This is a genomic window from Roseomonas sp. AR75, from assembly GCF_005222815.1.
Taxonomy (GTDB): domain Bacteria; phylum Pseudomonadota; class Alphaproteobacteria; order Acetobacterales; family Acetobacteraceae; genus Falsiroseomonas.
In genome coordinates, this window is the sequence record NZ_STGB01000002.1 from 1 (window position 1) to 21,574 (window position 21,574).

A 21,574-nucleotide genomic window follows, 5' to 3' on the forward strand; every position below is an offset into this window, starting at 1 on the left:
CTCAAAAACACCAACATCTCCATCCGGCCACCCTTCCCACCGCGCGCACCCTCTCAGGCACACACAGTCCGAATAAGGTAACCAGCTATACTCCCCTCGCCGATGCACAGTTTGAAAGAGCGAGAGGACGAAACGACCCGATCCCCTTTCGGGGCACCCGGTGCCGCCTGTCCCGATACCGCCAACTTGGCGGGGCGCAGAAGGTAGCGGGTTTGGCCCGCCGCTTCAAGTGCCCACCGCGTTCGTCGTCGGTGGCGGGTATCTAGTCCTCGGCCCGGAGGCTGTCAAACCCCCTCGATGCGTCATTCCGTCATCGCGCCGACACATCCCCCGCCGCCGGAACAACTGCCGCCTGACCGCGGCGTGCCGGGGGGCTATGACAGCGCATGGATTGGGTCCCCGAATCCGCGTCTCCCGCCTGCTTTGCCACGCAGATCCGCGCCTTCGCCGAGAGCGATCGTGCCACCGTCGCCTTCGCCGATCAGGGCATCCCCTATCTGGAGAACGCCTTCTGGACGGCGGGCCAGCGCCAGGCCCACCCGATCCACGAGATCAGCTATCGCGCCTGCTTCAAGCCGCAGCTTCCGGCCTTCTTCGTCCGGCGCCTGACCGCGCCGGGCGAGGCCGTGTACGACCCCTTCATGGGCCGCGGCACCACGCCGGTGGAGGCGGCGCTGCTCGGGCGCCGCGCCGCCGGCAACGACATCAACCCGCTCGGCGTCCTGCTGACCCGGCCCCGCCTGGCTCCGCCCGACCCGGATCAGGTCGCCGCCGCCCTCGCTACGGTGGATTGGGACGCAGGCGCCGCCGAACCGGCCGACCTTCTCGCCTTCTACAGCCAAGCCACCCTGCTACGCCTCAACGCGCTTCGGTCCTGGCTGGAACGGCATGCCTCGCTGGCGGACGAAACACCTGATCCCGTCGCCGACTGGATCCGCATGGTCGCGCTGAACCGCCTCACCGGCCATTCGCCCGGCTTCTTCTCGGGCTACACCATGCCGCCCAACCAGGCCGTCTCCGTCGCGGCGCAGCGGCGCATCAATGCGCGGCTCGACCAGACCCCGCCCGATCGCGACATCCCCGCCATCATCCTGAAGAAGTCCCGCGCATTGCTGGCGAAGCCCCTGCCCGGCCCGGCCTTGCCCTTCCGCCTCACCACCGGCCCGGCCGAGCGCAACCCGGCGATTGCCGATGGCTCTGTCGCGCTCGTCGTCACCTCGCCCCCCTTTCTCGACGTGGTGCAATACGCCGAGGACAACTGGCTGCGCTGCTGGTTCGCCGGCATCGACGCGCAGGCCGTCCCCATCGCCCGCCATGCCAGCTCTGCCGCCTGGCAGGCGATGATCCGTGCGGTGCTGGCCGAGATCGCGCGCGTGGTGCGGCCCGGCGGCCACCTCGCCTTCGAGGTCGGCGAGGTCCGCAACGGCACGGTGCTGCTGGAACGCCTGGTGTGGGAAGCGGCGGAGGGCCTGCCGCTGGAACGCCTCTTCGTGATGTTGAACCGGCAGGACTTTACGAAAACGGCCAATTGCTGGGGCGTTGCGAACAACCGGCGGGGCACCAACAGCAACCGGATCGTGGTGATGCGGAGGCAATGAGCGAGAGCGCTGCCCGCGCGCTCCCGCCTTGCGCTCCCGCCCGGCAGGATGATCGTCTCCGGGCCCCTCACTTCATCCGCGAGACTGGCTAAACTCATACCGTCAAGGAGGACAGCGCAGATGATGACCGTGAAGGAAATGCTCGCGGCCGCGAATGCCGAGGTGCCGCGCATCAGCGCCGCCGAGGCCAAGACGCTCGCGGAGCAGCCGCAGACCGTGCTGCTCGACGTGCGCGACGCTGCCGAGGTGAAGGCTTCCGGCAAGGCCAAGGGCGCGCTCGCGGTCTCACGCGGACTGCTGGAATTCCGCGCCGATCCGGAATCGCCCCTGCACGACGCGGCCTTCGACCGCGCCAAGACCATCATCGTCTACTGCGCCTCCGGCGGCCGCTCCGCGCTCGCGGGCAAGACGCTGAAGGACATGGGCTACAAGGACGTCCGCAACCTCGGCGGCTTCAAGGACTGGGTCGAAGGGGGCGGCGAGGTCGAGAACGGCTGACGCATCACGCCGGCGGGCGGGCTATTGCACCCGCCTGACTTCCACCGGCCCGGCGACCAGCCGCTTGCCTTCCCGCGTCATCACCATCGACATCGGACCGGCGGTGATGCTGAAGCGGCCATCGGCTTCCTCGGTATAGGTGCCCGGCACCGGCGGCGCGCCCGGCGCCGTCAGCACCACCCGCGTGCGGTCGAGGAATTCGATCTTCACCATGTCGCCCTCGTAGATCCGGCCGCGCATCGCGCCGGCCTCGGCGCGGTTCACCGCGGTCAGGATCGCCGCGCGGCGCTCCTGCGCCACCGCCGCGAAACGCGCCTTCTCCGCCTCCGCCGAGGCCGGCCAGCGCGCGATCCCCGGCAACACGCTGCGGTCGATCGCGGTGAGCGACTCCTCCGTGACGGGCATGGCCGCGAGCTCGGCCCGGAACGCCGGCAGCAACGCGTCGGCGATGCCGCCACGCCGCTCCGCAGCCGCCGCCTTCAGCGCGGTGCCCTCCTCCGCCGGCAGCAGCGCCAGAACATCGCCCGTGACCATGCGGTCCAGCGCGGCGAAGGCATCCGGCGAGGCGGCGACCCGCCCGACCTCCTGGCGCAGCGCGCCCGCGACCTCATGCCCCAGCGCCGCGCGCCGCGCGGCGGCCGCGCTGCGGATCTCCCGCATGCCTTCGGGCCCCACCGCGGTGTAGAAGGCGGGGTTGGGTGTCGGGTTCTCCAACTGCTGCAGCGTGCGCAGCGAGCCCAGCTGCGGCGACATCCCGGCGATGCCGGCCAGCGTCTCCTTCACCAGCGCCGCGCCGATCGCGGCGCGCCGCTCGCGCAGCACGGCGGTCACCGCGGCGACGCCCTGCGGCCCGATGGCCGCGGCATACTGGCCGGTCGCCTGCTGCTGGATCCGCGGCAGCATCTGCGCGCCGAGGATGTTCTCGGGCGCGGCGCGCGCCTGGCCGATCAGCTCGTCACGCAGCGTCGCGCCGATGGCGTCGCGGCGCGCCGCGATGGCGGCTTCCAGCTTCTGCGTCTCCTCCGCGCCGATCACCGGCCCGGTCTGCGCGACGAGCTGCGGCGCGCGACGGTCCAGGATCTGCAGCCCCGCCAGTGTCGCCGGCACCTCCTCCAGCTCTGCCTCGGCAGCCTCCCGCACGCCGCTGCGCAGCGCCGGCAGCCGTTCCGCGACAGGGCCCAGCAGCGCCGGGACCTCGTCCTGCGGGATCTCGCGCAACGCGCCCAGCAAGGCGCGCGCGCCGTTGCGCGTTGCGCCGCTCAACTGGCTGAGGGCCTGATTGGCCTGCGCCGCCGCGCCATCCGCGCTGCCGAGGGTCGCAGCCGCCTCCAGGAAGCGTAGCAGCGCGACGGAGGGTTCGGACCCTGCCAGCTCGCCGAGCAGGCGCGGCACGTCGCTGCGCGCCTCGGCAAGCGCGGCCAGGTAATTCGCCACCTCCCGTCCCGTCTGGATCCGCAGCGCGCCGAGCGCGCCGCTCGCCTCCCGGTCTCGGGCGCGGCGGAATTCGTCGGCGCAGGCGGCGAGATGCGGCGCCAGCGCCTTGGCCTCGTCCGGCGTCCATGCCAGCACCGGCTTGCCGAACAGCGCCGCGGTCCGCGGATCGGCGAACAGCGCGTTGAACCGATCCCGCCCGCCCAGGCCGAGCTCATTCGGCGCCCAGCCATCCCGCCGCTCAAAGCCCTGCGTCCATTCCGCCAGCGCCGCGCAGGAGGGTTGCGGCAGTTCCGCCCGCGCGTCCGAGACCGCGGCGACGCCGAGCAGAAGAAGCGCAGGGAGGATGACGGGGCGGGGTGCAGGCAAGGCGCTCTCCTTCGGGCGAAATCCGGGGATGCGCGCTGCCCCGGAAGGTTGCGAGGCCGGCAATCTGCGCGACGGGTGCCGGGGGGTCGACCCCGCAGGACGCCGTCTCGCGGCGCCGTGATTCACCCCGCGACTCGTCGCGGCTGGAACATTTCCTTCATTCCGTGCATAATAATGAGGCGAGACACCGCCCCCCACGGGAGATCGCCATGGCGAATACCCCCCGCCGGCTCCTGCTGGCCGCTTCCCTCGGCGCGCTGACCCTGCCGGCCCTGCCCGCCGCGGCGATGCAGCGACCCGGCGACCGCACCCGCGCCATCTGGATCCGCAACCAGGCGGGCGAGGAGGTGCGCGCCGCCTATATCCGCGCCGATGGCCAGATGGATTGGCAGGTGGTGGCGCGGCTGCAGCGCCTGTTCCGCGACCTGCGGCAGAACGCGACCGGCCCGATGCCGGTGCTGCTGCTGGACAAGCTCGGCCAGATCCAGGCGCGCTGGGGCTTCCACCGCCCGCTGCTCCTGCTGTCCGGCTATCGCACGTCGCGCACCAATGCCTCGCTGGAAGGCGCGGCGCAGAACAGCCGCCATCTCGAGGGCCAGGCGGCGGACATCCAGATGGCCGGCGTCACGCCGACGGACCTGGCCGCGGTGGCCACGGATGTCTCGCGCCACAACATGTTCATGGGCATCGGCACCTATGGCGGGTTCGTCCATGTGGATATCGGGCCGTTGCGCGGCTGGCGGGGGGCGGCGCCGGCGCGGTCCTGACCGGAGGGCACCGCCATGCCTGGCGACTGGTCCGGGCAGCCGATCGAGCGGATCATCGACCGCGAGCTTGGCCGGAACCCGGAGCTGCGTTCCGGCATGGCCGCCTATGCCGCCCTGCTGACGGATTTCGGCGCTACCGGCAATGACGCGCCGCTGCTGGAAGGCATCCTCGATCATGCCGCGACGCAGTATCGCAAGGCGGGTGTGCCCGATGCCCAGCTGGTCATCCTCGATGACGGCGCGGTGGACCTGCTGTTCGACCTCACGCGGGAACGGACGGTCATCGTCTGGGGCCGCAGCCGGAGCGTCGCGCCGAACACGCGGGACAGCGCCTATCACGCCGGTTATCCGCGCGCCGGCGACGGGCTCGACAAGGGCCATGCCTGGTCGCATGCGCAGGGCGGGCGGGAGGGCGGGCCGAACTATTTCCGCCAGGCCCGCCGGCTGAACCAGGCGCGCTCCGACAACGGCCTGCTGTGGCGCGCGATCGAGCAGCACCTGGCGGCGAATGCGGGGCTGCGGGCCTTCGTTCGGCTGATCTACGGCGCGGCGAATGCCAGCGACCGGCCGGACGAGGTGGAATACGGCATCCTGCCGGCCAGCGGGCAGTTCCGCGCAGTCATCTTTCCGAACCGCTGAGCGGGTCAGGCCGCGATGGCGATCCCGGGCCCGGCCGCGCGCAGGAAGCCGTCGGCGATATGCGCGGCGAGGGTATCCGCGGCCGGCACGCCGAGCGCCGCCTCATGCCGCAACAGCACGATGCCCATCTCCGGCAGCGCCGGCAGGCCCTCGGCCTCGCCCATCCAGGCCAGACCTTCCGGCAGGGTGCAGGGCGTGCTGACGGTCAGCGCGAGGCCGGCCAGCGCCACGGTGAAGCAGCCCGTCTGCGTCGCCGAATTGTAGGTCACCCGCGCCGCCCTGCCCTGCATGCGCAACGCGCTCAGCGCCGCGCTGCGCCACGTACAGAAATTGTCGGGGCGGGAGAGCGCCAGCGGCAGCGGGTCGCGCTTGTGCAGGCCATGCGTCGGGCTGCCGACCCAGCGCAGCGGTCCCCGCCAGATGCGCTGCGCCGGCACGTGCCGCGGTTCCTGCCCCTCGCTGAGCAGGGTCAGGTCCAGCCGCCCTTCCAGGAATTGCTGCGCGAGCACGTCGGAGTTCAGGCAGACCACCTCCAACTCGACAGCCGGATGCGCCTCCGCGAAGCGCGCCAGGATCGCCGGCAGCCATTGCAGCGCATAGTCGTCGGGCGTGCCGAGCCGCACCGTGCCGACCATCGGCGGGGCGCGGAAATTGCCGACGATCTCGTCATTCAGCGCCAGCATCGCGCGGGCACGGTCGAGCAGCCACATGCCCTGCGGCGTCGGCTGCACGCCCTTCGGCGTGCGCACCAGCAGCGGCTGTCCCAGCGTCTCCTCCAGCCGCCGGATCTGCATGGAGACGGCGGATTGGGTGCGCCCGACGCGCTCGGCGGCGCGGGTGAAGGAGCCGCCCTCGGCGATCAGCACGAAGGCGCGCAGCAGGTCGGGGTCGAGGCCGGGGGGCAGCGCGAGCATGCCAGGAACATCAAGACATCTGATGCACAACGTCAAGACAATTCGTTTTACTGATGCCTGCCACAGGGTGATGTTCGAGCCGTCCATTGAGGGAAGGAACCCCACCGATGTCCGGCCATGTGCTCACCCGTCCTGTCCTGCGGCGCCGCCCGCGGGCCTCGGTCGGCTGGCTCGACTGGTTGGCCGCCGCCATGCATGCCATCGAGGGCCGCCGACGCCTGGCCGAGATGGATGACCGGATGCTGAAAGACATCGGCGTCAGTCGCAGCGACGCGCTGGAGGAAGCCGCCCGCGCGCCCTGGGACCTGACGCCCCACGCATCCTGGGACCGGATGTAGGACCCCGCGGCTCCTTCCCCGCCGTTCCTCTCCCTCCCCCGCAGTGCGGGGGAGGGTCGGGGTGGGGGCCGAGCAACCTTCAAGGGCAGCGCGCTCAATCCGTCCCGCTCTGCCCATCCCGCGCCCGGTTCGGCAGCAGCCCGAGGGTGCGCAGCCGGACGGTCGCGGTGCCGTCCTCGATCATGCCGAGTTCCTCGGCCACGCGGGGCGAGACATCCAGGATGCGGCCGCGCGCGTAAGGGCCGCGATCCTCGATCACCACCACCTGCGTCGCGCCGGTTTCGACATTCGTCACCTCCACCAGCGTGCCGAGTGGCAGGGTGCGGTGCGCCGCCGCGTTCGACTGCGGGTCGAAGCGGTCGCCATTGGCCATGCGCCGCCCGGTGAAGCGATGCGGGTGGTAGTAGGAGGCCTCGCCGCGCTGCACGGCGGCGCTTTTCTGCCGCTCGGCGCCGGCGGCCATGCCGGGGGCGAGGGTGAGGCTCAGGATCAGCAGGGGACGTAGCATGGCGGGGGGACGCGATGTCTCCCGGCTGGTTGCATGATGCTCGCGGCTTCGTCAGCGCGGGGCGATGCGGGCGGCCTCCGTCAGCGCCTCCTCGATACCGAGCAGGAAGACCTCCCGATCCCCGCGCGCCAGCCCATCCAGGTCCATGCCGGAGAGTGCGGCCAGCAGCGGCGCGGCGCCGGGCTGTGGCACCGCGGTCACGAGACCAAGCAGCCGGCCCTGCCCATCCAGCGCGGGCCCGCCGGAATAGCCGAGCAGCGCGCCGATCCGGGCGGTGAAGCCCGGCCCATGGCCTGGCAGGACCGTGCCGGTGCGGGTGACGTGCCCCGCCACCACTGCCGGCCCGGCCGCCGGCGACCCGGCCGCCCAGAGCGGCGAGGTCTCGGCCGGTGGCGCCTCGGCCGGCGGGGCCGGGGCGAAGACGGCCGGCACCTCCAGCACCGCCAGGTCCATCCGGTCGCTGCGCGCCAGCAGCCGCGCCGGGCCGGAGGCCGCGCCGTCGCCGCGCCGGAAGGACAGGTCCTGCACGCCTGCAGGGATGACATGCGCGTTGGTCAGCAGCCGGTCCGGCGCGATCGCCACCGCGGAGCCGAGCGGCATGCCGGTGGCGCTGAGGCGCGCGAAGCCCTGCGCGGCGACGGCCTCGGCCGGGGTGCCACGCGCCTCCTCGGCCGGCAGCCGGGCGCAGGCGCCGAGCAGCGCGGCCGCCAGGAGCGGAACGAGGAAGCCTCGAAGGCAGGCGGAGACTGGGACGACTCGCATCGGAGGGACCTTCCTCAAGGGCGCATCCGGAGTTGAGGCGGCCGGGAGTTAAGGATGTGTTGACGCGAGAAGTGCGGCTTTCCCTGAGGCTTGGATGATTTTGCGGAACAAGGCCATAAGCCACTGTATTTACAATAATCCACAGCAAAATCCAGCCCCGGCAACCGCAAACCGCTTGACCCGCGGCACCCTGGTATTAGAACATATAGCGAACATCAGCCATCGCCATGGACCCCGACCCCACCCCCTACCCGCTGCCGCCCGAGCCGCTGCCGATGGACCGCCCGGCCCTGCTCGCCGCGCTGCGCGCCCGCATCGGCCGGCTCGAACGCGCCGGTGCCGCCGCCGCTCTCGCCCGCAGCCAGGCGGGGGTGGTGAGTTTGTCCGAAAGCATCGACGCCCACCTCCCCGGCGGCGGCCTCGCCCGCGCCGGGCTGCACGAGATCCTCGCCGCCGAGCCCGGCGCCGCCGCCGGCTTCTGCGCCGTGATCCTCGGCCGTACCGCGGGCCCCGTCCTCTGGATCGGTCCGGACCCCGACGCCTGGCCACCCGGCCTGGTGCGCTTCGGCCTCTCCCCCGCAGACCTCGTGCTCGTCCGCGCCCCGCGCCCCACCGACGGGCTCTGGGCCATGGAGGAAGCGCTGCGCTGCCCAGCCGTCGGCGGCGCCCTGCTGACTTTGTCCGACCTCGACCTCACCGCCGCCCGCCGCCTGCAACTCGCCGCCGAGGCCGGCGGCGCACTTGGCCTCCTCCTGCGCCCCGACACCGAGGATCCCGGGCCCTCCGCCGCTCTCACCCGTTGGCGGATCAACGCATTACCGGGCGACTCTGGCAGCCCGCATAAGCTGGGCGACCCCCGCTGGCAGCTCGACCTGCTCCGTTGCCGCGGCAGCACCCCCCGCACCTGGACCGTCACCTGGCGCACCACGACCGACCGGCTCGACACAGACACCGACACGATCCCCGCGGCCACCCCGCGCCGCCGCCGCGCATGAGCCGCCGCCGCGCGGCCCACCCGCCGCGGCTGCCGCTGCCGGGGCTGGGGCTGGATGACGGGCGGGGTGCGGAGGTGGTTTGCAGGGGGACGCTGTCCCCCTGCACCCCCTGCCAGGAGCCTGAGGCTCCTGGACCTGCATTCCCTTCATGCCCCGAAGGGAGGGGGGCCGAAGTGCCCCCCTCCCTTCGGGGCATAAACGAGTGTCGGGGTCCGGGGAGCTTCAAGCTCCCCGGCGGGGGCGCGGGGGCAGAGCCCCCGCAGACCGCCCCTGCAACACGCCGTCATCTCGCCCTTGCCCTGCCGCGGCTGGCCGTGGAGCGGCTGGGGCCGGGCGGGCCGGTGCTGGTCTGGCGCGGTGTGGGGTCGCGGCGGGAGGTGGTGGCGGTCGGCGGCGTTGAGGGCGTGCGGGCGGGGCAGGCCCTGTCGGACGCGCAGGCGATCGCGCCGGAGGCGCAGGCGGTGGAGGAGGATGCGGCCGCCGAGGCCGCGCTGCTGGAGCGCCTGGCCCTCTGGGCGTTGCGCTTCTCCCCGCTCGTCTCTCCCTCCCCCGTTCACGGGGGAGGGTCGGGGTGGGGGCCGGGCACCCCTGCCCTCCTCCTCGACATCACTGGCGCCACCCATCTCTTCGGCGGCGAGGCCGCCTTGCTGCGTCGCGTCGTGGCGGGCCTGGCCGGGCTCGGCTTCACCGCCTGCGGCGTGATCGCCGGCGCCCCCGGCACGGCGCTGGCCCTGGCGCGGTCCGGGGGCGCGGGCATCATCCCGCCAAGCGAGGAAGCCGCGGCGGTCGAGGACCTGCCCTTGTCGGTCCTGCCCATCGCGCCGGAGGTCGTGACCGCCCTCTCCCGCATGGGGTTGCGCCGCATCGGCGAGGTGCGGCGCCAGCCGCGCGGCCCGCTCGCCCGGCGGTTCGGCGCGGCGACGCTGCGCGCGCTGGAGGAAGCCGCCGGAGAGGTTTCGGCGCCGATCTCCCCCATCCGCCCACCGCCCGATTTTTCCGCGACGCGCGAGTTCCTGGAACCGCTGATCACGCGGGAGGCCATCGACATCGCCGTCGCGGCGCTGCTCCGTGCGCTCTGCCGCAGGCTGGAGGAAGCCAGCCGCGGCGCGCGGCGCGTGGTGCTGCGGGCGCACCGGGTGGATGGCGCGGTGCAGGAGGTCGCGATCGGCACCGGCCTCGCCGTGCGCGACCCGGCCCATCTCGGCCGGCTGTTCGAGCAGAAGCTGGAGAGGCTGGAACCCGGCTTCGGCTTCGATCGCATCGTCCTCGGCGCCGAGGCGACGGAGGCGATGACCGGGCTGCAGGGCGGCTTCGTAAGGGGGGCGCAAGAGACGGAGGATCTGGCCCGCCTGTTCGACCGCCTGGCCCAGCGCGTGCAGGTCTGGCGCCTGGCCCCCGCCGAGAGCCACTGGCCGGAGCGCGAGGTGACGCGCGTTCACGCCACGGCCGGCGTGCTGGTGCCGCAGGACTGGCCGCGCGCGGTGCGCCCGGTGCGGCTGCTGCGCCGGCCGCTGGAGGTCAGCGCGATGGCGCTGCTGCCGGACGCGCCCCCTTCCCTGCTGCGGATCGGCAAGGTCGGCCATCGCGTGCGCGCGGCGGAGGGGCCGGAGCGGATCGAGCCCGAATGGTGGCGCGCCAGGCCGGACCGGCCGGGGCGGGATTATTATCGCCTGGAACTGGCCTCCGGCGTGCGGCTCTGGGTGTGCCGCTCGGGCTTCGGGGCGGAAGCGCGGTGGTTCGTGCAGGGGCGGCTGTGATGCGGTCGGTCGTGCCCCCTCCCAACCCTCCCCCGCACTGCGGGGGAGGGCTTCTCTCCCTCCCCCGCAGTGCGGGGGAGGGTCGGGGTGGGGGCCGCGCAACTCATGGCGCGAAGCCCTGACCCATGGACGAACCTTTCGCCGAACTCGGCGCCCTCTCGAACTTCACCTTCCTCGAAGGCGCCTCCTACCCGCGCGAACTTGCGGTCGCCGCCAAGGCGCTCGGCATGGCCGCCTTCGGCATCGCGGACCGCAATTCCGTCGCTGGGCTGGTGCGCGGGATGGTCGCGGCGGAGCAGGTCGGCATCCACTTCGTCGCGGGCATCCGCCTGTGTCTGAACGACGGCGCAGAGTATCTCGCCTGGCCGGCGGATCGTGCCGCCTGGGGCCGACTCTGCCGCATGCTGTCGGCGGCGCGGATGGAAGGCGAGAAGGGCGACACGCGCCTGACGCGGGAGATGCTGCTCGACCATGCCGAGGGCAGCGTGATGGCGCGCATCCCGCCCGCGCAGGTCACCAGCGACTTCGCGCAGGCGCTTCGCGCCGATGCACGCGCATTGAACGGACGAACCGCGCTGCCGCTGTTCTGCACGGCGGATCATCGCTGCCGCGGCGACGACCAGGCGCGGCTGGATGCGCTGGCGGCCCTCGGTGTGCCGCTGATCGCGGCGGGCGGCGTGCGCTATCACGTGGCGTCGCGCCGGCGCGTCGCGGATGTGCTCACCGCCATCCGCCTCGGCCGCACGGTGGAGACACTGGGCTATGCCGCGGAAGCGAATGCCGAGGCGCATCTGCTGCCGCCCGCGGAGGTCGCGCGCCGCCTCGCGCGCTTCCCCGAGGCGATCGCCGCCACCGCGCGGGTGCGCCGCGCCTGCCGCTTCTCGCTGCGCGACCTCTCCTACGAATACCCGGAGGAAATTCTCGATCCCGGCCGCACCGCGCAGGAGACGCTGCAGTCGCGCGTCGCGGAAGCGTGTCGGGTGAAATGGCCGGACGGCGTGCCGGAGAAGGTGCAGCGGCAGATCCGGCACGAGCTCTCGCTCATCGCGCAGATGGACTACGCGCCCTATTTCCTGACGGTGCATGAGATCGTGCGCTTCGCGCAATCGCAGGACATTCTCTGCCAGGGGCGCGGCTCGGCGGCAAATTCGGCGGTGTGCTACGTGCTCGGCATCACCGCCGTCGCGCCCGACAAGCACGACATGCTGTTCGAGCGCTTCATCTCCGCCGCCCGCGACGAGCCGCCCGACATCGACGTGGATTTCGAGCATGAGCGGCGCGAGGAGGTGATCCAGCACATCTACCGCACCTACGGCCGCGACCGCGCAGCGATCACCGCGACGCTGATCCGCTATCGCGAGCGCAGCGCGATCCGCGAGGTCGGCAAGGCGATGGGCCTGACCGAGGACGTGACCGCGCGCATCGCCAAATCCACCTGGGGCGCGGGCGAGAAATCGCTGGAGGAGCTGGCGGCGGACCAGGGGCTGCGGCCCGATGCGGACCCGCGCATCCGTCACGCGATGGACATTGCGGAAGAAATCCAGGATTTCCCGCGCCACCTGGCAACGCATGTCGGCGGCTTCGTCATCACCAAGGGGCCGCTGACGGAACACACGGTGGTGGTGAAGGCGGCGATGGAGAACCGCACCACCATCGAATGGGACAAGGACGACATCGAGGCGCTGCGCATCCTGAAGGTGGATGTGCTGGGGCTGGGCATGCTCACCTGCATCCGCCGCGCCTTCCACCTGATCGAGGGTGTCACCGGCGAGCGGCTCACGCTTGCGGCCGTGCCGCAGGATGACGACCAAACGTACAAAATGCTGCGCCGGGGCGATTCCATCGGCGTCTTCCAGGTGGAGAGCCGCGCGCAGATGAACATGCTGCCGCGGCTGCGCCCGAAGGAGTTCTATGACCTGGTGATCGAGGTCGCGATCGTGCGCCCCGGCCCGATCCAGGGCGACATGGTGCATCCCTATCTGCGCCGGCGGAATGGCGAGGAACCGGTGGAGATCCCGCACGGCCTGGAAGGTGTTCTGAAGAAAACGTTGGGCGTGCCGCTGTTCCAGGAACAGGCGATGAAGATCGCGATCGTCGGCGCCGGCTTCTCGCCCTCCCGCGCGGACGAGCTGCGCCGCGCCATGGCGACATTTCGGAACACCGGCGAGATCTGGAAATTCCGCGAGGAGTTTTTGGCCGGCATGGCGGCGAATGGCTACGACGCCGATTTCGCGCAGCGCTGCTTCCGCCAGCTCGAAGGCTTCGGGACCTATGGCTTCCCGGAAAGCCACGCGGCGAGCTTTGCCTCGCTGGTCTATGTCTCCGCCTGGATCAAGCGGCACCATCCCGCGGCCTTCGCCGCCGCGCTGCTGAACAGCCAGCCCATGGGCTTCTACGCGCCGGCGCAGATCGTGCGCGATGCGAAGGAGCATGGGGTTGAGGTGCGGGCGGCGGATGTGACGGTGTCGGATTGGGATTGCGCGTTGGAGGTGGGGGACGAGGTCGCGCGGCCCTCTCCTGCCCTGTCTCCCTCCCCTGCGGAGCGGGGGAGGGTCGGGGTGGGGGCCGGAGCACCTTCGACCTTGCCGACGCCCCCCTCACCCAACCCTCTCCCCCCTGTGGGGGGAGAGGGCAAAGGACCCGTCCTCCGCCTCGGCCTCCGCCTCATCGCCGGCCTCAAGAAAGATGACGCCGAGGCGATCATGCAGGCCCGCGCCCAAGAACCGTTCCGCGACGTCGCCGACCTCGCTCATCGCGCGCGGCTCGATCGCGGCGCCATGGATGCGCTCGCGCGCGCCGATGCGCTGCGCTCCCTGACGCAAGGCCGCCGCCATGCGCTGTGGGAAGCCGCGGGCGTCGAGGCCGCGCTGCCGCTTTCCGAGGCGCACGATGCGGAACAGCCCAGCCTTCCCGCCGAAACCGCGGGCGAGCAGACCGTGCTGGACTACGCCGCCACCGGCCTCTCGCTGCGGCGCCATCCGCTGGCGCTGCTGCGCCCGGTGCTGAAGGAGCGCGGCGCGGTGGACACGCGCGCGCTGAACGCCGCGCGGCAGGGTCGCTGGATCCGCCTCGCCGGCCTCGTGCTGGTGCGCCAGCGACCCGGCAGCGCCAAGGGCGTGGTGTTCTTCACCGTCGAGGACGAGTTCGGCACCGGCAACCTCGTGCTCTACACCGACATCGTGCAGCGCGACCGCGCCGCGGTGATCGGCGCCCGCCTGGTGCTGGCCGAGGGCCGCATCGAGCGGATGGAGCAGGCGGAGGTGCCGATCATCCACCTCATCGTGCGCAAGCTGCACGACTGGTCCGGCCTGCTGGACGGGCTGCACCGGCTGGAGGATCCGGCCGCAACCTGGAAGCGCGTGCTGGCCAATGCCGACGAGGTCAGCAGCCCCAATCTGCACGACCCGCGCGACCCCGCGGTGCGCGCCGGCAAGCGCGGCGCCGCGGCCATGCCGCCTTCGCGGGATTTCCGCTGAGCCGCGCCCGCCCCTCAGGTCGCCGCGTGCGATCGCCGCCGGCGCATCGCCACGACGCCGAGGCCGGACAGCGCGAGGCCGAGCAACGCCAGGCTGGCCGGCTCCGGCACCTCCACCGGATCGGGCACGAAGGCGAAGTCGATCGCCACGACCTCGCCGTCCACATAGGACAGGCCGTTCCAGTCCACTCGGATCTCCGTGTCCGTGAAGGTGACGCGGCCCGCCGTGAAGCCCGGCATCGTGGTCGCGCCGTTCAGCGACACGCCGGTGATCCCGAGGGGCGCGACTGCCGTGAAGACCGGCCCGTTGAACGCCACGGCGTTCCATGTCGGGCTGGTCAGGACCGTGTCGAACACCAGGGTGAGGCGCGTGTCGGTGAAATCGGCCGTGATGAACGTCACACTTTCGACATCGCCGACTGTCTCGGCGCCCGCCCCGACGGTGAAGCTCGGCGGCGCCCATGTGGCGAAGGGGTACACCGTGCCCAGGTCGGGAAAGCGATAGAACGCGGAGAATTCCGCACCGAGGAAACCGGCCTGGGCGCCCGGCGCCCCGACCGAGAGGAGGACCGACAGAGCGGCCCCAAAGAGCAGCTTGTGTGTCATGACCGAAAGGGTTCCATGGCGATCCATCCCATGCGAGTCCAATCGTCTCTCTTTTAATCACAAGACCGCCATAATGAGTCGAATAAGATCATGATTGAGAAATAAGATACTTCCTCTCCTGCGCATCGCTTGTTTGCGAATCATTCTCAGTTGCACTATGCTCTCGCCGATCAAGGGGAGACTCCGATCCGATGGCAACGCGCGGCATGCCCACCTGGCCCTACACCGGCACCGACCCCGAGGAGCTGCCGCAGGCCGAGCGCCTGCTGCTGGACACCGCCCGCGCCTGGGCCGCCGCCTGCAACCAGGGCATCGCAACCATCCCTGCCATGCGCCGCGTGCTCGCCACCGAATCCGCCGACGCCGCGGCACCGATCGTGGATGCCCTGCTGCGCGCCCTGGCGCAGGCCGGGCCGCTGACCATCGGCTGCCCGCTCTGCCCGCACCTGGTGGGCGAGGAGCCGCCGCTGCTGCTGATCGCGGCGCTGGCCCAGCGCGGGCCGCGGCGCGAGGCCTTCGCCTGCCTGCTGAACCGCATGCCCGGGAAGCTCGGCTACGATGCGATGGCGGCGGCGATCGGGCTGGGCTGCGCCTTTCGCCAGGCCGGGCTGCTCTTCGGCGACCCCTGGCGCGCCAGCGCCACCGCGCGCCGCGCCTGCTGAGGGCCAGGGCTGCTGGCAGGGCGCATGACAGCGCGCCCCGGCGCGCCTATGCCGGCGGCATGGACCGACGGATATGGCTGCTCGCCGGCGCGCAATTCGCCGCCGCCACGGGGGCCTATGCCTTCACGGGCATGCTGGCGCCGATGGCCGCCGATCTCGGCGTCTCGCTGGCGACAGCCGGGCAGCTCGCCACCGCCTATGCGCTGACCTACGCGCTGTGCGGGGCGCCCGCGGCCGCGCTGACGGCGCGGATGGACCGGCGCAGCCTGCTGTTGATCGGCCTCGTGCTCGTCGGCCTGCTGAACCTGGCCACCGCCGCGGCGCCGGATGTGGGGGTCATGCTGGCGCTGCGCATCGCCACGGGGGCCGCCATCACACTGGTGCTGCCGGGCGTCGCGGCCTCCATGATCGTGCCGCCGGAACAGCGCGCGCGGGCGATGGCCAATGTTCTGGCCGGCATGACCTTCGCCTTCTCGCTCGGCATCCCGCTGGGCACGGCGATCGGCGGCTGGTTCGGCTGGCGCGCCTGCTTCGTCTTCGGCGGCGCCATCGCGCTGGTCGCCGCCGTCGCGGTGCGCGCGGGCCTGCCGCCCCTGCCCTCCACCGACCGCGGCGGCGCAGGCTCGGCGGGGCGGGTGATGCGCCGGGACATCCTGCTGGTGCTGGCGGCGAGCCTGCTCTCCTTCGCCGGGCTGTTCTGCATTGCGGCTTATCTCGGCCCGATCGTGACCGCGATCACCGGCATCACCGGCGCGGGCATCGGCGCGATCCAGGCCTTCGTCGGCATCGGCAGCATCGCCGGCATCCTGATCGGTGGCCGCGCCGCCATGCGAGAGGGAGCGGCCGTGCCGACTGCACTGATGCTGCTGCTGGCGGCGGCGCTGCTCGGCTATTCCTCGCTGCTCGCCTTCGCGCCGGCGCTGTGGCATGCGGCGCCGCTGGCCGCCTGCGTCTTCGCGGGCTCCGCGGCGCTGTTCGCGCTGGCGCCGATCATGCAGACGCGGCTGATCACGCTGGCGCCGGAGGACCGCGCGGTCGCGCTGGCGCTGAGCGGCGCGGTGGCGCTGGGCGGGCAGGGCCTGGGCGCGGCCTATGGCGGCGTGGTGATTGCCGCGGCAGGGCTGGCCTGGACCGGCGTGGCCGGCGCGATGCTCGCAGGGCTGGGCGCGGTGCTGGCGTGGAGGGCGTTCAGCAGGGGGTAGTGCGGCGGCGGAGCGGCACGCTCGATAGGCACGCCCCCCTCACCCAACCCTCTCCCCCCTGAGGGGGGAGAGGGCCTTTCCGGGGAGGGCGGGCCGCGGCGCTACCAGCGGCGGACGGGGCCGCAATCGAGGTGGACGAAGCCGTCGCGGCGATAAAGCCCGACGCCACCGAGCTGCAGATCCGCCGCCCGGCGCGCCATCTGCATGCTGATGCGGTCGGGCAGGCGGCAATCCGCGGCCATGCCGGACATGTGCAGCGACACGGCCGAGACCCGCCGGCTGCGCCCGGCATTGCGCGCATTCGTCTCCGGCGTGCGATAGCCGCTGATCACCTCATAGGCCTCGTCGCTGTCCACCGCCTGCGCGACCGCCGCCATCAGGTCGAACAGGCGCGGGTCCATCGGCGTCGTCTCCGCCGCCGACAGGTCGCGGAAGACGAAGTCGAGCTGGCGCAGCGCATCCCGGTCGTAGCGGCCGTCGCGCCAGTAGACGCCATCGAAGCTGTCGAGCGTGACCTGCCGCCGCACCTTCAGGCGGCGCGTCGAGGCCTGCGCCAGCGCCGGCGGCACCGCGAGCGCCGCCGCCACGCCGACCGCCGCGGCAAGAAAGCCGCGGCGCGGCAGGACCTGCTCCGCCCCGCAGCAGGGGCAGAGCGCGCCATGACCGATAATGCCGGCCATCAGAGGCGCGCCACCTGGGCGCGCGCCGCCGCGTTCAGCGCGCGCGCATAGGCCGCGTCGAGGCCGTATATGTCGGGGCGGATGCGCACGCCCGCGGGCTCCACCATCACCGTCCGGTAGCGCAGCAGCACGGGCAGGCTGCGCGCGAGGGTGACGGCGCTGGTCGCGCGGCTGGCCAGCGCGCGCTCGGCCCGCGCCATGTCCCAGCCGGGCTGGCCCTGAAGCAGCATCGCCATGAAGTCCATCGGCCGCTCCAGCCGGATGCAGCCGGAGGAGAAGGCGCGGTCCGGACGGCGGAACAGGTGCCGGTCCGGCGTGTCGTGCATGAAGATGTCTTCGCTGTTCGGCATGATGAACTTGATGCGGCCGAGCGCATTCGAATCGCCCGCATCCTGCCGCACGAAATAGGGGAAGTTGTTGCGGTTCATGCTGGACCAGTCGACCTCCCGCGGGTCGACCTCCACCCGCTCGCCGCCGATCACCTGGAACAGGCGGAAGCCACGCTCCATCATGGCCTGCGGGTCGCGGCGGAAGCGCGGCAACAGGTCCTCCCGCGCGTTGCGCTCGGGCACGCCCCAGGGCGGGTTGAACTGGATCGCGGTCATCCGCACGCGCAGCAGCGGCGTAGGGCGGGAACGGCTGCCGACGATCACCGCCATGCCCAGGATCTCGCGCCCACCCTCCAGCACCGAGAGGTGATAGTCGGGCACGTTCACCTCGATGCGGCGATCCGCCGGCACCGGCGCGGCGGCGCGGATCATGTCGAGTGCCACGCGAAGCTGGTCCAGCCGCGCTTCCGGCGGCCGGTTGAGCTGGCCGAGCGAGATGCGGCCGACGCGGCCATCCACCTCCAGCCCGTTCGCCGCCTGCCAGCGGCGCACCGCATCTTCCAGCACGCGGTCATAGACCGCCCCGCCATCGGGGGCGGCAGCCAGCACGGCGTCCTCGGCGGCAAGCCGCGCGCGCAGCGCGGGAATGCGCACGGCGTCCACGCTGCCGGGCTCGATGGTGCTGTCGCCGGGAATGGTCGCCCAGCCGGCGCGGGCCATGGCACGGGTGCGGGCGAGCTCCGCCTTCAGCGCGGCCGCCTCGGGCGGTCGGAGCGCGGCGCGGGAGATCACGGCGGCAGGCTCGGCGGCCGAAAGCAGTTCGGCCTGCCAAGTCTCGAGCCCCACGCCCGCGGCATCCCGGCGCAGGTCGGGGCGGCCGGGCAGTTCCCGCACGCGGCCGATCAGCAGGTCCTGCAGCGCCAGCGTCGCGGCGCGTTCCAGCGCGGCCTGCCAGGCAGCCGGGTTCATGGCGGCCATCGCCGGATCGGGAATGCCGTAGTGGCGCGGGTCGAGCCCGTCCTCCTCCAGCGCCAGCAGCCGTTCGGTCAGGCGCAGCGCGGCCGCGCGGTCCGCCGACAGCGCGGCGGCGGCGGGCCGGGATGCGAGCGGCGCTGCGGCAAGGCCGAGCGCGGCGGCGAGCAGGGGTCGGCGGGCCGTGTCCATGGCGCGGAGATACAATTGCCGGGGCGCGCTTGCCAAGTTGAACTGATCGTGGATCGGCTCGCGGGACGTTCCCGAACAGAAGCTTAACGGCCGCCGGAGACGTCCAGCACAGCGCCCGTCACATAGGAGGCCGCGTCGGAGAGCAGCCACAGCACTGCCTCCGCCACCTCCTCCGGCGTGCCGAGTCGCTGCATGGGCACGGTCGGCACGATTCGCGCGACGCGCTCCGGCACCCCGGCGCTGGCATGGATGGCGGTGTCGATCATCCCGGGGGCCACGGCGTTCACCCGGATGCCCTGCCCCGCCAGTTCCTTGGCCAGGCCGCGCACCATCGGGTCCACCGCCCCCTTGGAAGCCGCGTAGTGGACGAATTCGAAGGGCGAGCCGAAGGCCGGCGCGCGTGAGCCGATGATCACGATGCCGCCGCCCCGCCCGCCATGCCCCGTCGCCATGCGCCGCGCCGCCTGCCGGCAGGCCGAGGCGAGGCCGAGGACATTCACCTCGAACACGCGCCGCCAGGTGGCGTCGGTCGAGTCGAGGAAGGACGAGGCTGGACCCGTGATGCCGGCATTGCCGACGAAGGCATCGAGCCGGCCGAAGCGGGCGTCGCAGGCGATGAAGGCCGCCTCGGTCGCGTCCGGGTCGGCGGCATCGGCCTGGACGAGTTCCACGGCGGCGCCGGCTTCGCGGCAGGCGGCGGCGGTCGCCTCGCCGGCGGCGCGGTCGCTGCCCCAGGTCAGCACAAGGTCGTGGCCGCGGGCGGCGGCGAGACGCGCCACGGCCGCACCGATCCCCTTCCCCGCTCCGGTGACCAGCATCACGCGTCGTTCGGCCATCGTGTTCCTCCCGCTCGGCAGAGTGGGCCGGGCGAGGCCGCGCGTCACGCCCCGCAACACCGACCGGGCATGTCGGACGCCTTTACAGATGGAGGACGCAACCTTTCTGGTCCCGTGCCCCGGCCAGCAGCGATGCGGCGCAGCTTGGCGCGCACAGGTCAGGACCTGCCTAGGGTAGGAGGCCTTCGTAGCCGACCCGTGGCGACGGGACGACCAGCGGCGAACCGCCCAGCGCCACGGAGGCCGGCGCCGCACACACGCTGCTGTAAGCAATTCCGACGGAATGCGCGCGCGAACCGCGCCCGTTTCGTCCAAGTTATTGTTGTATACAATAATTCTTTCTCGGCACACTTATTGCGTGAGTAGGCGTACAAGTGGCAGCGAATTGTCGCGCACTTGGAGGATACCGTAATGGTTCGCCACTTCGCCTTTGCCGCGGCGCTCCTCGCCGCGGTCCCCGCCAGCGCCGCCGACCTCACCTTCACCGGCAATTTCGGGCGCGACGACAACGTGCTGCTGTTCAACTTCAGCATCGCCTCCGCGCAGACCGTCGGCATCCGCTCGACGAGCTGGCAGTCGCCCGATGGCGGCGGCTTCGACCCGATCCTCTACATCGCCGACAGCGCCGGCAACATCATCACGAGCCAGGACGACGGCGGCGTGGCGGGTTCGCTGACCGTCAACGGCATGAACTACGATTACGGCGTGTATGACAGCTTCTTCGACGTGGCCCTGGCGGCCGGCACCTACACGGCCATCATCACGCAGTACGCGAACTTCGCGAATACGGGCAACATCGCCGGCGGCTTCTCGAAGGACGGCAACCCGAACTTCACCTTCGACGAGGGCTATGGCGGCGCGACCCAGCCCATGTTCAACGGCGTCTGGGACGACAACGACCCGCGCACCAGCTTCTGGCGCTTCCACCTGCTGAACGTGGACAGCGTGACCGTGGTGGACCCGAACCCGGTGCCGGCGCCCGGCGCGCTCGGCCTGTTCGGCTTCGCGCTCGCAGCCCTGGTGGCGCAGAAGCGCCGCCGCGCCTGAGGCCCGGTGGGCGCGGCCGCGCGCCGCGCCTCGCGGAGCTTCCGCCCTGCCCCGGCCGGCGCTACTCAGCGCTGGCCGTTGCAGGAGAGACGTCCATGGCCGACCCCGCCCTCAAGCGCGCCCTCGACGCGGACGAGTTCATCCTCGCGCCGGGCGTGTTCGACATGATTTCCGCGCGTGTCGCGGACGGCATGGGTTTCAAGGCGCTCTACGCTACCGGCTTCGGCACCGTGGCGTCCCATCTGGGTGTCGCGGATGCGGGGATCGCGACCTACACCGACATGGTCGGCCGCATGGGCACCATCGCGCGCGGCTGTCGCACGCCGCTGATCGCGGATGCGGACACGGGCTATGGTGGCTTGCTGAACGTGCGGCACACCGTCGCGGGCTACGAGGCCGCGGGCGTCACCGCGATCCAGCTCGAAGACCAGGAGATGCCGAAGAAGTGCGGCCACACGCCGGGCCGCCGCGTCATCCCGGCCGAGGAGATGGCACTGAAGATCCGGGTCGCGGCGGAAACACGGAAGTCGCCGGATTTCCTCATCATCGCCCGCACGGACGCCCGCACCTCGCTGGGCCTTGAGGAGGCGATCCGCCGCGGGAAGATCTACGCCGAGGCCGGCGCCGATGTGATCTTCGTCGAAAGCCCGGAAACCGAGGCGGAGATGGCCGAGGTCGGGAAGCAGATCAGCAAGCCGCTATTTGCCAACATGGTGGAAGGCGGGCGCACGCCGATCCTGCCGGCGGAGACGCTGCACAAATATGGCTACCGCATCGCGATCTATCCCGCCGTCGGCTTCCTGACCGTCGCGGCGGCGCTGGAGCGCGCCTATGCGCAACTCAAGAAGGACGGGCATTCGAACAACCTGCCGGCCGATGCCTCCTACGGCTTCGGACGGATGTGCGAGCTGATGGGCTTCCCGGAGGTCTGGGACTTCGACCGGAAATGGGCGGAGATCGCGGGGAATCTTCCGAAGGCTGCCGAGTGATTCCCCCC

Annotated in this window: 20 protein-coding genes; 12 read left to right on the forward strand and 8 right to left on the reverse strand. The window is 71.9% G+C overall.

The window, feature by feature from the left end; translation table 11 throughout:
- Positions 1 to 386: 386 nt before the first annotated feature.
- Together E4T13_RS07920 and E4T13_RS07925 are read left to right on the forward strand one after the other, a co-directional pair.
- Complete coding sequence (locus tag E4T13_RS07920; RefSeq protein ID WP_137177754.1) at positions 387 to 1,598, forward strand: DNA methyltransferase; 1,212 nt, start codon at positions 387 to 389, stop codon at positions 1,596 to 1,598.
- 120 nt (positions 1,599 to 1,718) lie between these two features.
- Positions 1,719 to 2,096: a rhodanese-like domain-containing protein gene (locus tag E4T13_RS07925; RefSeq protein ID WP_137177755.1), complete on the forward strand. Its 378-nt coding sequence runs from the start codon at positions 1,719 to 1,721 to the stop codon at positions 2,094 to 2,096.
- A gap of 21 nt (positions 2,097 to 2,117) precedes the next feature.
- Here the strand turns inward: E4T13_RS07925 and E4T13_RS07930 are convergent, their stop codons facing one another.
- On the reverse strand, positions 2,118 to 3,896 hold the full coding sequence (locus tag E4T13_RS07930; protein WP_137177756.1) for a hypothetical protein: 1,779 nt from the start codon (positions 3,894 to 3,896) through the stop codon (positions 2,118 to 2,120).
- Between the two features lie 209 nt (positions 3,897 to 4,105).
- On the opposite strand from E4T13_RS07930, the gene E4T13_RS07935 reads away from it, so the two are divergent.
- Complete coding sequence (locus tag E4T13_RS07935; RefSeq protein ID WP_137177757.1) at positions 4,106 to 4,663, forward strand: DUF882 domain-containing protein; 558 nt, start codon at positions 4,106 to 4,108, stop codon at positions 4,661 to 4,663.
- 15 nt (positions 4,664 to 4,678) lie between these two features.
- Positions 4,679 to 5,302 (forward strand): hypothetical protein, encoded by a 624-nt coding sequence (locus E4T13_RS07940; protein ID WP_137177758.1) that lies wholly within the window; start codon positions 4,679 to 4,681, stop codon positions 5,300 to 5,302.
- A 5-nt stretch (positions 5,303 to 5,307) separates the two neighbouring features.
- Here the strand turns inward: E4T13_RS07940 and E4T13_RS07945 are convergent, their stop codons facing one another.
- Positions 5,308 to 6,216: a LysR family transcriptional regulator gene (locus E4T13_RS07945; protein WP_137177759.1), complete on the reverse strand. Its 909-nt coding sequence runs from the start codon at positions 6,214 to 6,216 to the stop codon at positions 5,308 to 5,310.
- 107 nt (positions 6,217 to 6,323) lie between these two features.
- On the opposite strand from E4T13_RS07945, the gene E4T13_RS07950 reads away from it, so the two are divergent.
- Complete coding sequence (locus E4T13_RS07950; RefSeq protein WP_137177760.1) at positions 6,324 to 6,554, forward strand: DUF1127 domain-containing protein; 231 nt, start codon at positions 6,324 to 6,326, stop codon at positions 6,552 to 6,554.
- A 94-nt stretch (positions 6,555 to 6,648) separates the two neighbouring features.
- Here the strand turns inward: E4T13_RS07950 and E4T13_RS07955 are convergent, their stop codons facing one another.
- Positions 6,649 to 7,062, reverse strand: a complete 414-nt coding sequence (locus E4T13_RS07955; RefSeq protein WP_170984870.1) for a septal ring lytic transglycosylase RlpA family protein — start codon at positions 7,060 to 7,062, stop codon at positions 6,649 to 6,651.
- A 51-nt stretch (positions 7,063 to 7,113) separates the two neighbouring features.
- Positions 7,114 to 7,824, reverse strand: a complete 711-nt coding sequence (locus tag E4T13_RS07960) for a serine protease (protein ID WP_137177761.1) — start codon at positions 7,822 to 7,824, stop codon at positions 7,114 to 7,116.
- Positions 7,825 to 8,051: 227 nt separating this feature from the next.
- Here E4T13_RS07960 and E4T13_RS07965 point away from each other — a divergent pair, with 227 nt between their 5' ends.
- The 3 genes from E4T13_RS07965 (at position 8,052) to E4T13_RS07975 (ending at position 14,052) form a co-directional block, all read left to right on the forward strand.
- A complete protein-coding gene (locus tag E4T13_RS07965) occupies positions 8,052 to 8,819 on the forward strand; it encodes an ImuA family protein (RefSeq protein ID WP_137177762.1) in 768 nt (255 codons plus the stop codon).
- Positions 8,820 to 9,133: 314 nt separating this feature from the next.
- On the forward strand, positions 9,134 to 10,576 hold the full coding sequence (locus tag E4T13_RS07970) for a DNA polymerase Y family protein (protein WP_137177763.1): 1,443 nt from the start codon (positions 9,134 to 9,136) through the stop codon (positions 10,574 to 10,576).
- A 125-nt stretch (positions 10,577 to 10,701) separates the two neighbouring features.
- Entirely contained in the window at positions 10,702 to 14,052 is a 3,351-nt protein-coding gene (locus E4T13_RS07975) for an error-prone DNA polymerase (protein WP_137177764.1), read from the forward strand.
- Between the two features lie 14 nt (positions 14,053 to 14,066).
- Here the strand turns inward: E4T13_RS07975 and E4T13_RS07980 are convergent, their stop codons facing one another.
- Complete coding sequence (locus E4T13_RS07980; protein WP_206030120.1) at positions 14,067 to 14,657, reverse strand: PEP-CTERM sorting domain-containing protein; 591 nt, start codon at positions 14,655 to 14,657, stop codon at positions 14,067 to 14,069.
- Positions 14,658 to 14,848: 191 nt separating this feature from the next.
- Between E4T13_RS07980 and E4T13_RS07985 the strand changes: the two genes are divergently transcribed.
- Positions 14,849 to 15,319, forward strand: coding sequence for a hypothetical protein (locus E4T13_RS07985; RefSeq protein WP_137177766.1), 471 nt, complete (start codon positions 14,849 to 14,851; stop codon positions 15,317 to 15,319).
- 59 nt (positions 15,320 to 15,378) lie between these two features.
- Positions 15,379 to 16,521: an MFS transporter gene (locus E4T13_RS07990; RefSeq protein WP_137177767.1), complete on the forward strand. Its 1,143-nt coding sequence runs from the start codon at positions 15,379 to 15,381 to the stop codon at positions 16,519 to 16,521.
- Positions 16,522 to 16,622: 101 nt separating this feature from the next.
- On the opposite strand, the gene E4T13_RS07995 is transcribed toward E4T13_RS07990, so the two are convergent.
- The 3 genes from E4T13_RS07995 to E4T13_RS08005 all read right to left on the reverse strand — a co-directional run bounded on the left by E4T13_RS07995 (position 16,623) and on the right by E4T13_RS08005 (position 19,530).
- On the reverse strand, positions 16,623 to 17,201 hold the full coding sequence (locus E4T13_RS07995) for a DUF882 domain-containing protein (RefSeq protein ID WP_137177768.1): 579 nt from the start codon (positions 17,199 to 17,201) through the stop codon (positions 16,623 to 16,625).
- On the reverse strand, positions 17,201 to 18,694 hold the full coding sequence (locus tag E4T13_RS08000) for a murein L,D-transpeptidase (RefSeq protein WP_137177769.1): 1,494 nt from the start codon (positions 18,692 to 18,694) through the stop codon (positions 17,201 to 17,203). Before E4T13_RS08000 ends, E4T13_RS07995 begins: the two co-directional genes overlap by 1 nt.
- Positions 18,695 to 18,777: 83 nt before the next feature.
- The gene (locus tag E4T13_RS08005) at positions 18,778 to 19,530 is read right to left on the reverse strand and encodes an SDR family oxidoreductase (RefSeq protein WP_137177770.1); all 753 of its coding nucleotides are present in this window, start codon (positions 19,528 to 19,530) and stop codon (positions 18,778 to 18,780) included.
- 411 nt (positions 19,531 to 19,941) lie between these two features.
- On the opposite strand from E4T13_RS08005, the gene E4T13_RS08010 reads away from it, so the two are divergent.
- Together E4T13_RS08010 and E4T13_RS08015 are read left to right on the forward strand one after the other, a co-directional pair.
- Positions 19,942 to 20,577: a DVUA0089 family protein gene (locus E4T13_RS08010; protein ID WP_137177771.1), complete on the forward strand. Its 636-nt coding sequence runs from the start codon at positions 19,942 to 19,944 to the stop codon at positions 20,575 to 20,577.
- Positions 20,578 to 20,672: 95 nt separating this feature from the next.
- Entirely contained in the window at positions 20,673 to 21,566 is an 894-nt protein-coding gene (locus tag E4T13_RS08015) for an oxaloacetate decarboxylase (protein ID WP_137177772.1), read from the forward strand.
- Positions 21,567 to 21,574 lie beyond the last annotated feature (8 nt).

What these genes read in the sequence shown, in the direction of transcription:
- E4T13_RS08000 (WP_137177769.1), bottom strand. Translation starts at nt 18,694, where the DNA reads ATGGACACGGCCCGCCGACCCCTGCTCGCCGCCGCGCTCGGCCTTGCC.
- E4T13_RS08010 (WP_137177771.1), top strand. Translation starts at nt 19,942, where the DNA reads ATGGTTCGCCACTTCGCCTTTGCCGCGGCGCTCCTCGCCGCGGTCCCC.
- E4T13_RS07980 (WP_206030120.1), bottom strand. Translation starts at nt 14,657, where the DNA reads ATGACACACAAGCTGCTCTTTGGGGCCGCTCTGTCGGTCCTCCTCTCG.
- E4T13_RS07990 (WP_137177767.1), top strand. Translation starts at nt 15,379, where the DNA reads ATGGACCGACGGATATGGCTGCTCGCCGGCGCGCAATTCGCCGCCGCC.
- E4T13_RS07955 (WP_170984870.1), bottom strand. Translation starts at nt 7,062, where the DNA reads ATGCTACGTCCCCTGCTGATCCTGAGCCTCACCCTCGCCCCCGGCATG.
- E4T13_RS07950 (WP_137177760.1), top strand. Translation starts at nt 6,324, where the DNA reads ATGTCCGGCCATGTGCTCACCCGTCCTGTCCTGCGGCGCCGCCCGCGG.
- E4T13_RS07960 (WP_137177761.1), bottom strand. Translation starts at nt 7,824, where the DNA reads ATGCGAGTCGTCCCAGTCTCCGCCTGCCTTCGAGGCTTCCTCGTTCCG.
- E4T13_RS07940 (WP_137177758.1), top strand. Translation starts at nt 4,679, where the DNA reads ATGCCTGGCGACTGGTCCGGGCAGCCGATCGAGCGGATCATCGACCGC.
- E4T13_RS07975 (WP_137177764.1), top strand. Translation starts at nt 10,702, where the DNA reads ATGGACGAACCTTTCGCCGAACTCGGCGCCCTCTCGAACTTCACCTTC.
- E4T13_RS07935 (WP_137177757.1), top strand. Translation starts at nt 4,106, where the DNA reads ATGGCGAATACCCCCCGCCGGCTCCTGCTGGCCGCTTCCCTCGGCGCG.
- E4T13_RS08015 (WP_137177772.1), top strand. Translation starts at nt 20,673, where the DNA reads ATGGCCGACCCCGCCCTCAAGCGCGCCCTCGACGCGGACGAGTTCATC.
- E4T13_RS07945 (WP_137177759.1), bottom strand. Translation starts at nt 6,216, where the DNA reads ATGCTCGCGCTGCCCCCCGGCCTCGACCCCGACCTGCTGCGCGCCTTC.
- E4T13_RS07965 (WP_137177762.1), top strand. Translation starts at nt 8,052, where the DNA reads ATGGACCCCGACCCCACCCCCTACCCGCTGCCGCCCGAGCCGCTGCCG.
- E4T13_RS08005 (WP_137177770.1), bottom strand. Translation starts at nt 19,530, where the DNA reads ATGGCCGAACGACGCGTGATGCTGGTCACCGGAGCGGGGAAGGGGATC.
- E4T13_RS07985 (WP_137177766.1), top strand. Translation starts at nt 14,849, where the DNA reads ATGGCAACGCGCGGCATGCCCACCTGGCCCTACACCGGCACCGACCCC.
- E4T13_RS07925 (WP_137177755.1), top strand. Translation starts at nt 1,719, where the DNA reads ATGATGACCGTGAAGGAAATGCTCGCGGCCGCGAATGCCGAGGTGCCG.
- E4T13_RS07995 (WP_137177768.1), bottom strand. Translation starts at nt 17,201, where the DNA reads ATGGCCGGCATTATCGGTCATGGCGCGCTCTGCCCCTGCTGCGGGGCG.
- E4T13_RS07920 (WP_137177754.1), top strand. Translation starts at nt 387, where the DNA reads ATGGATTGGGTCCCCGAATCCGCGTCTCCCGCCTGCTTTGCCACGCAG.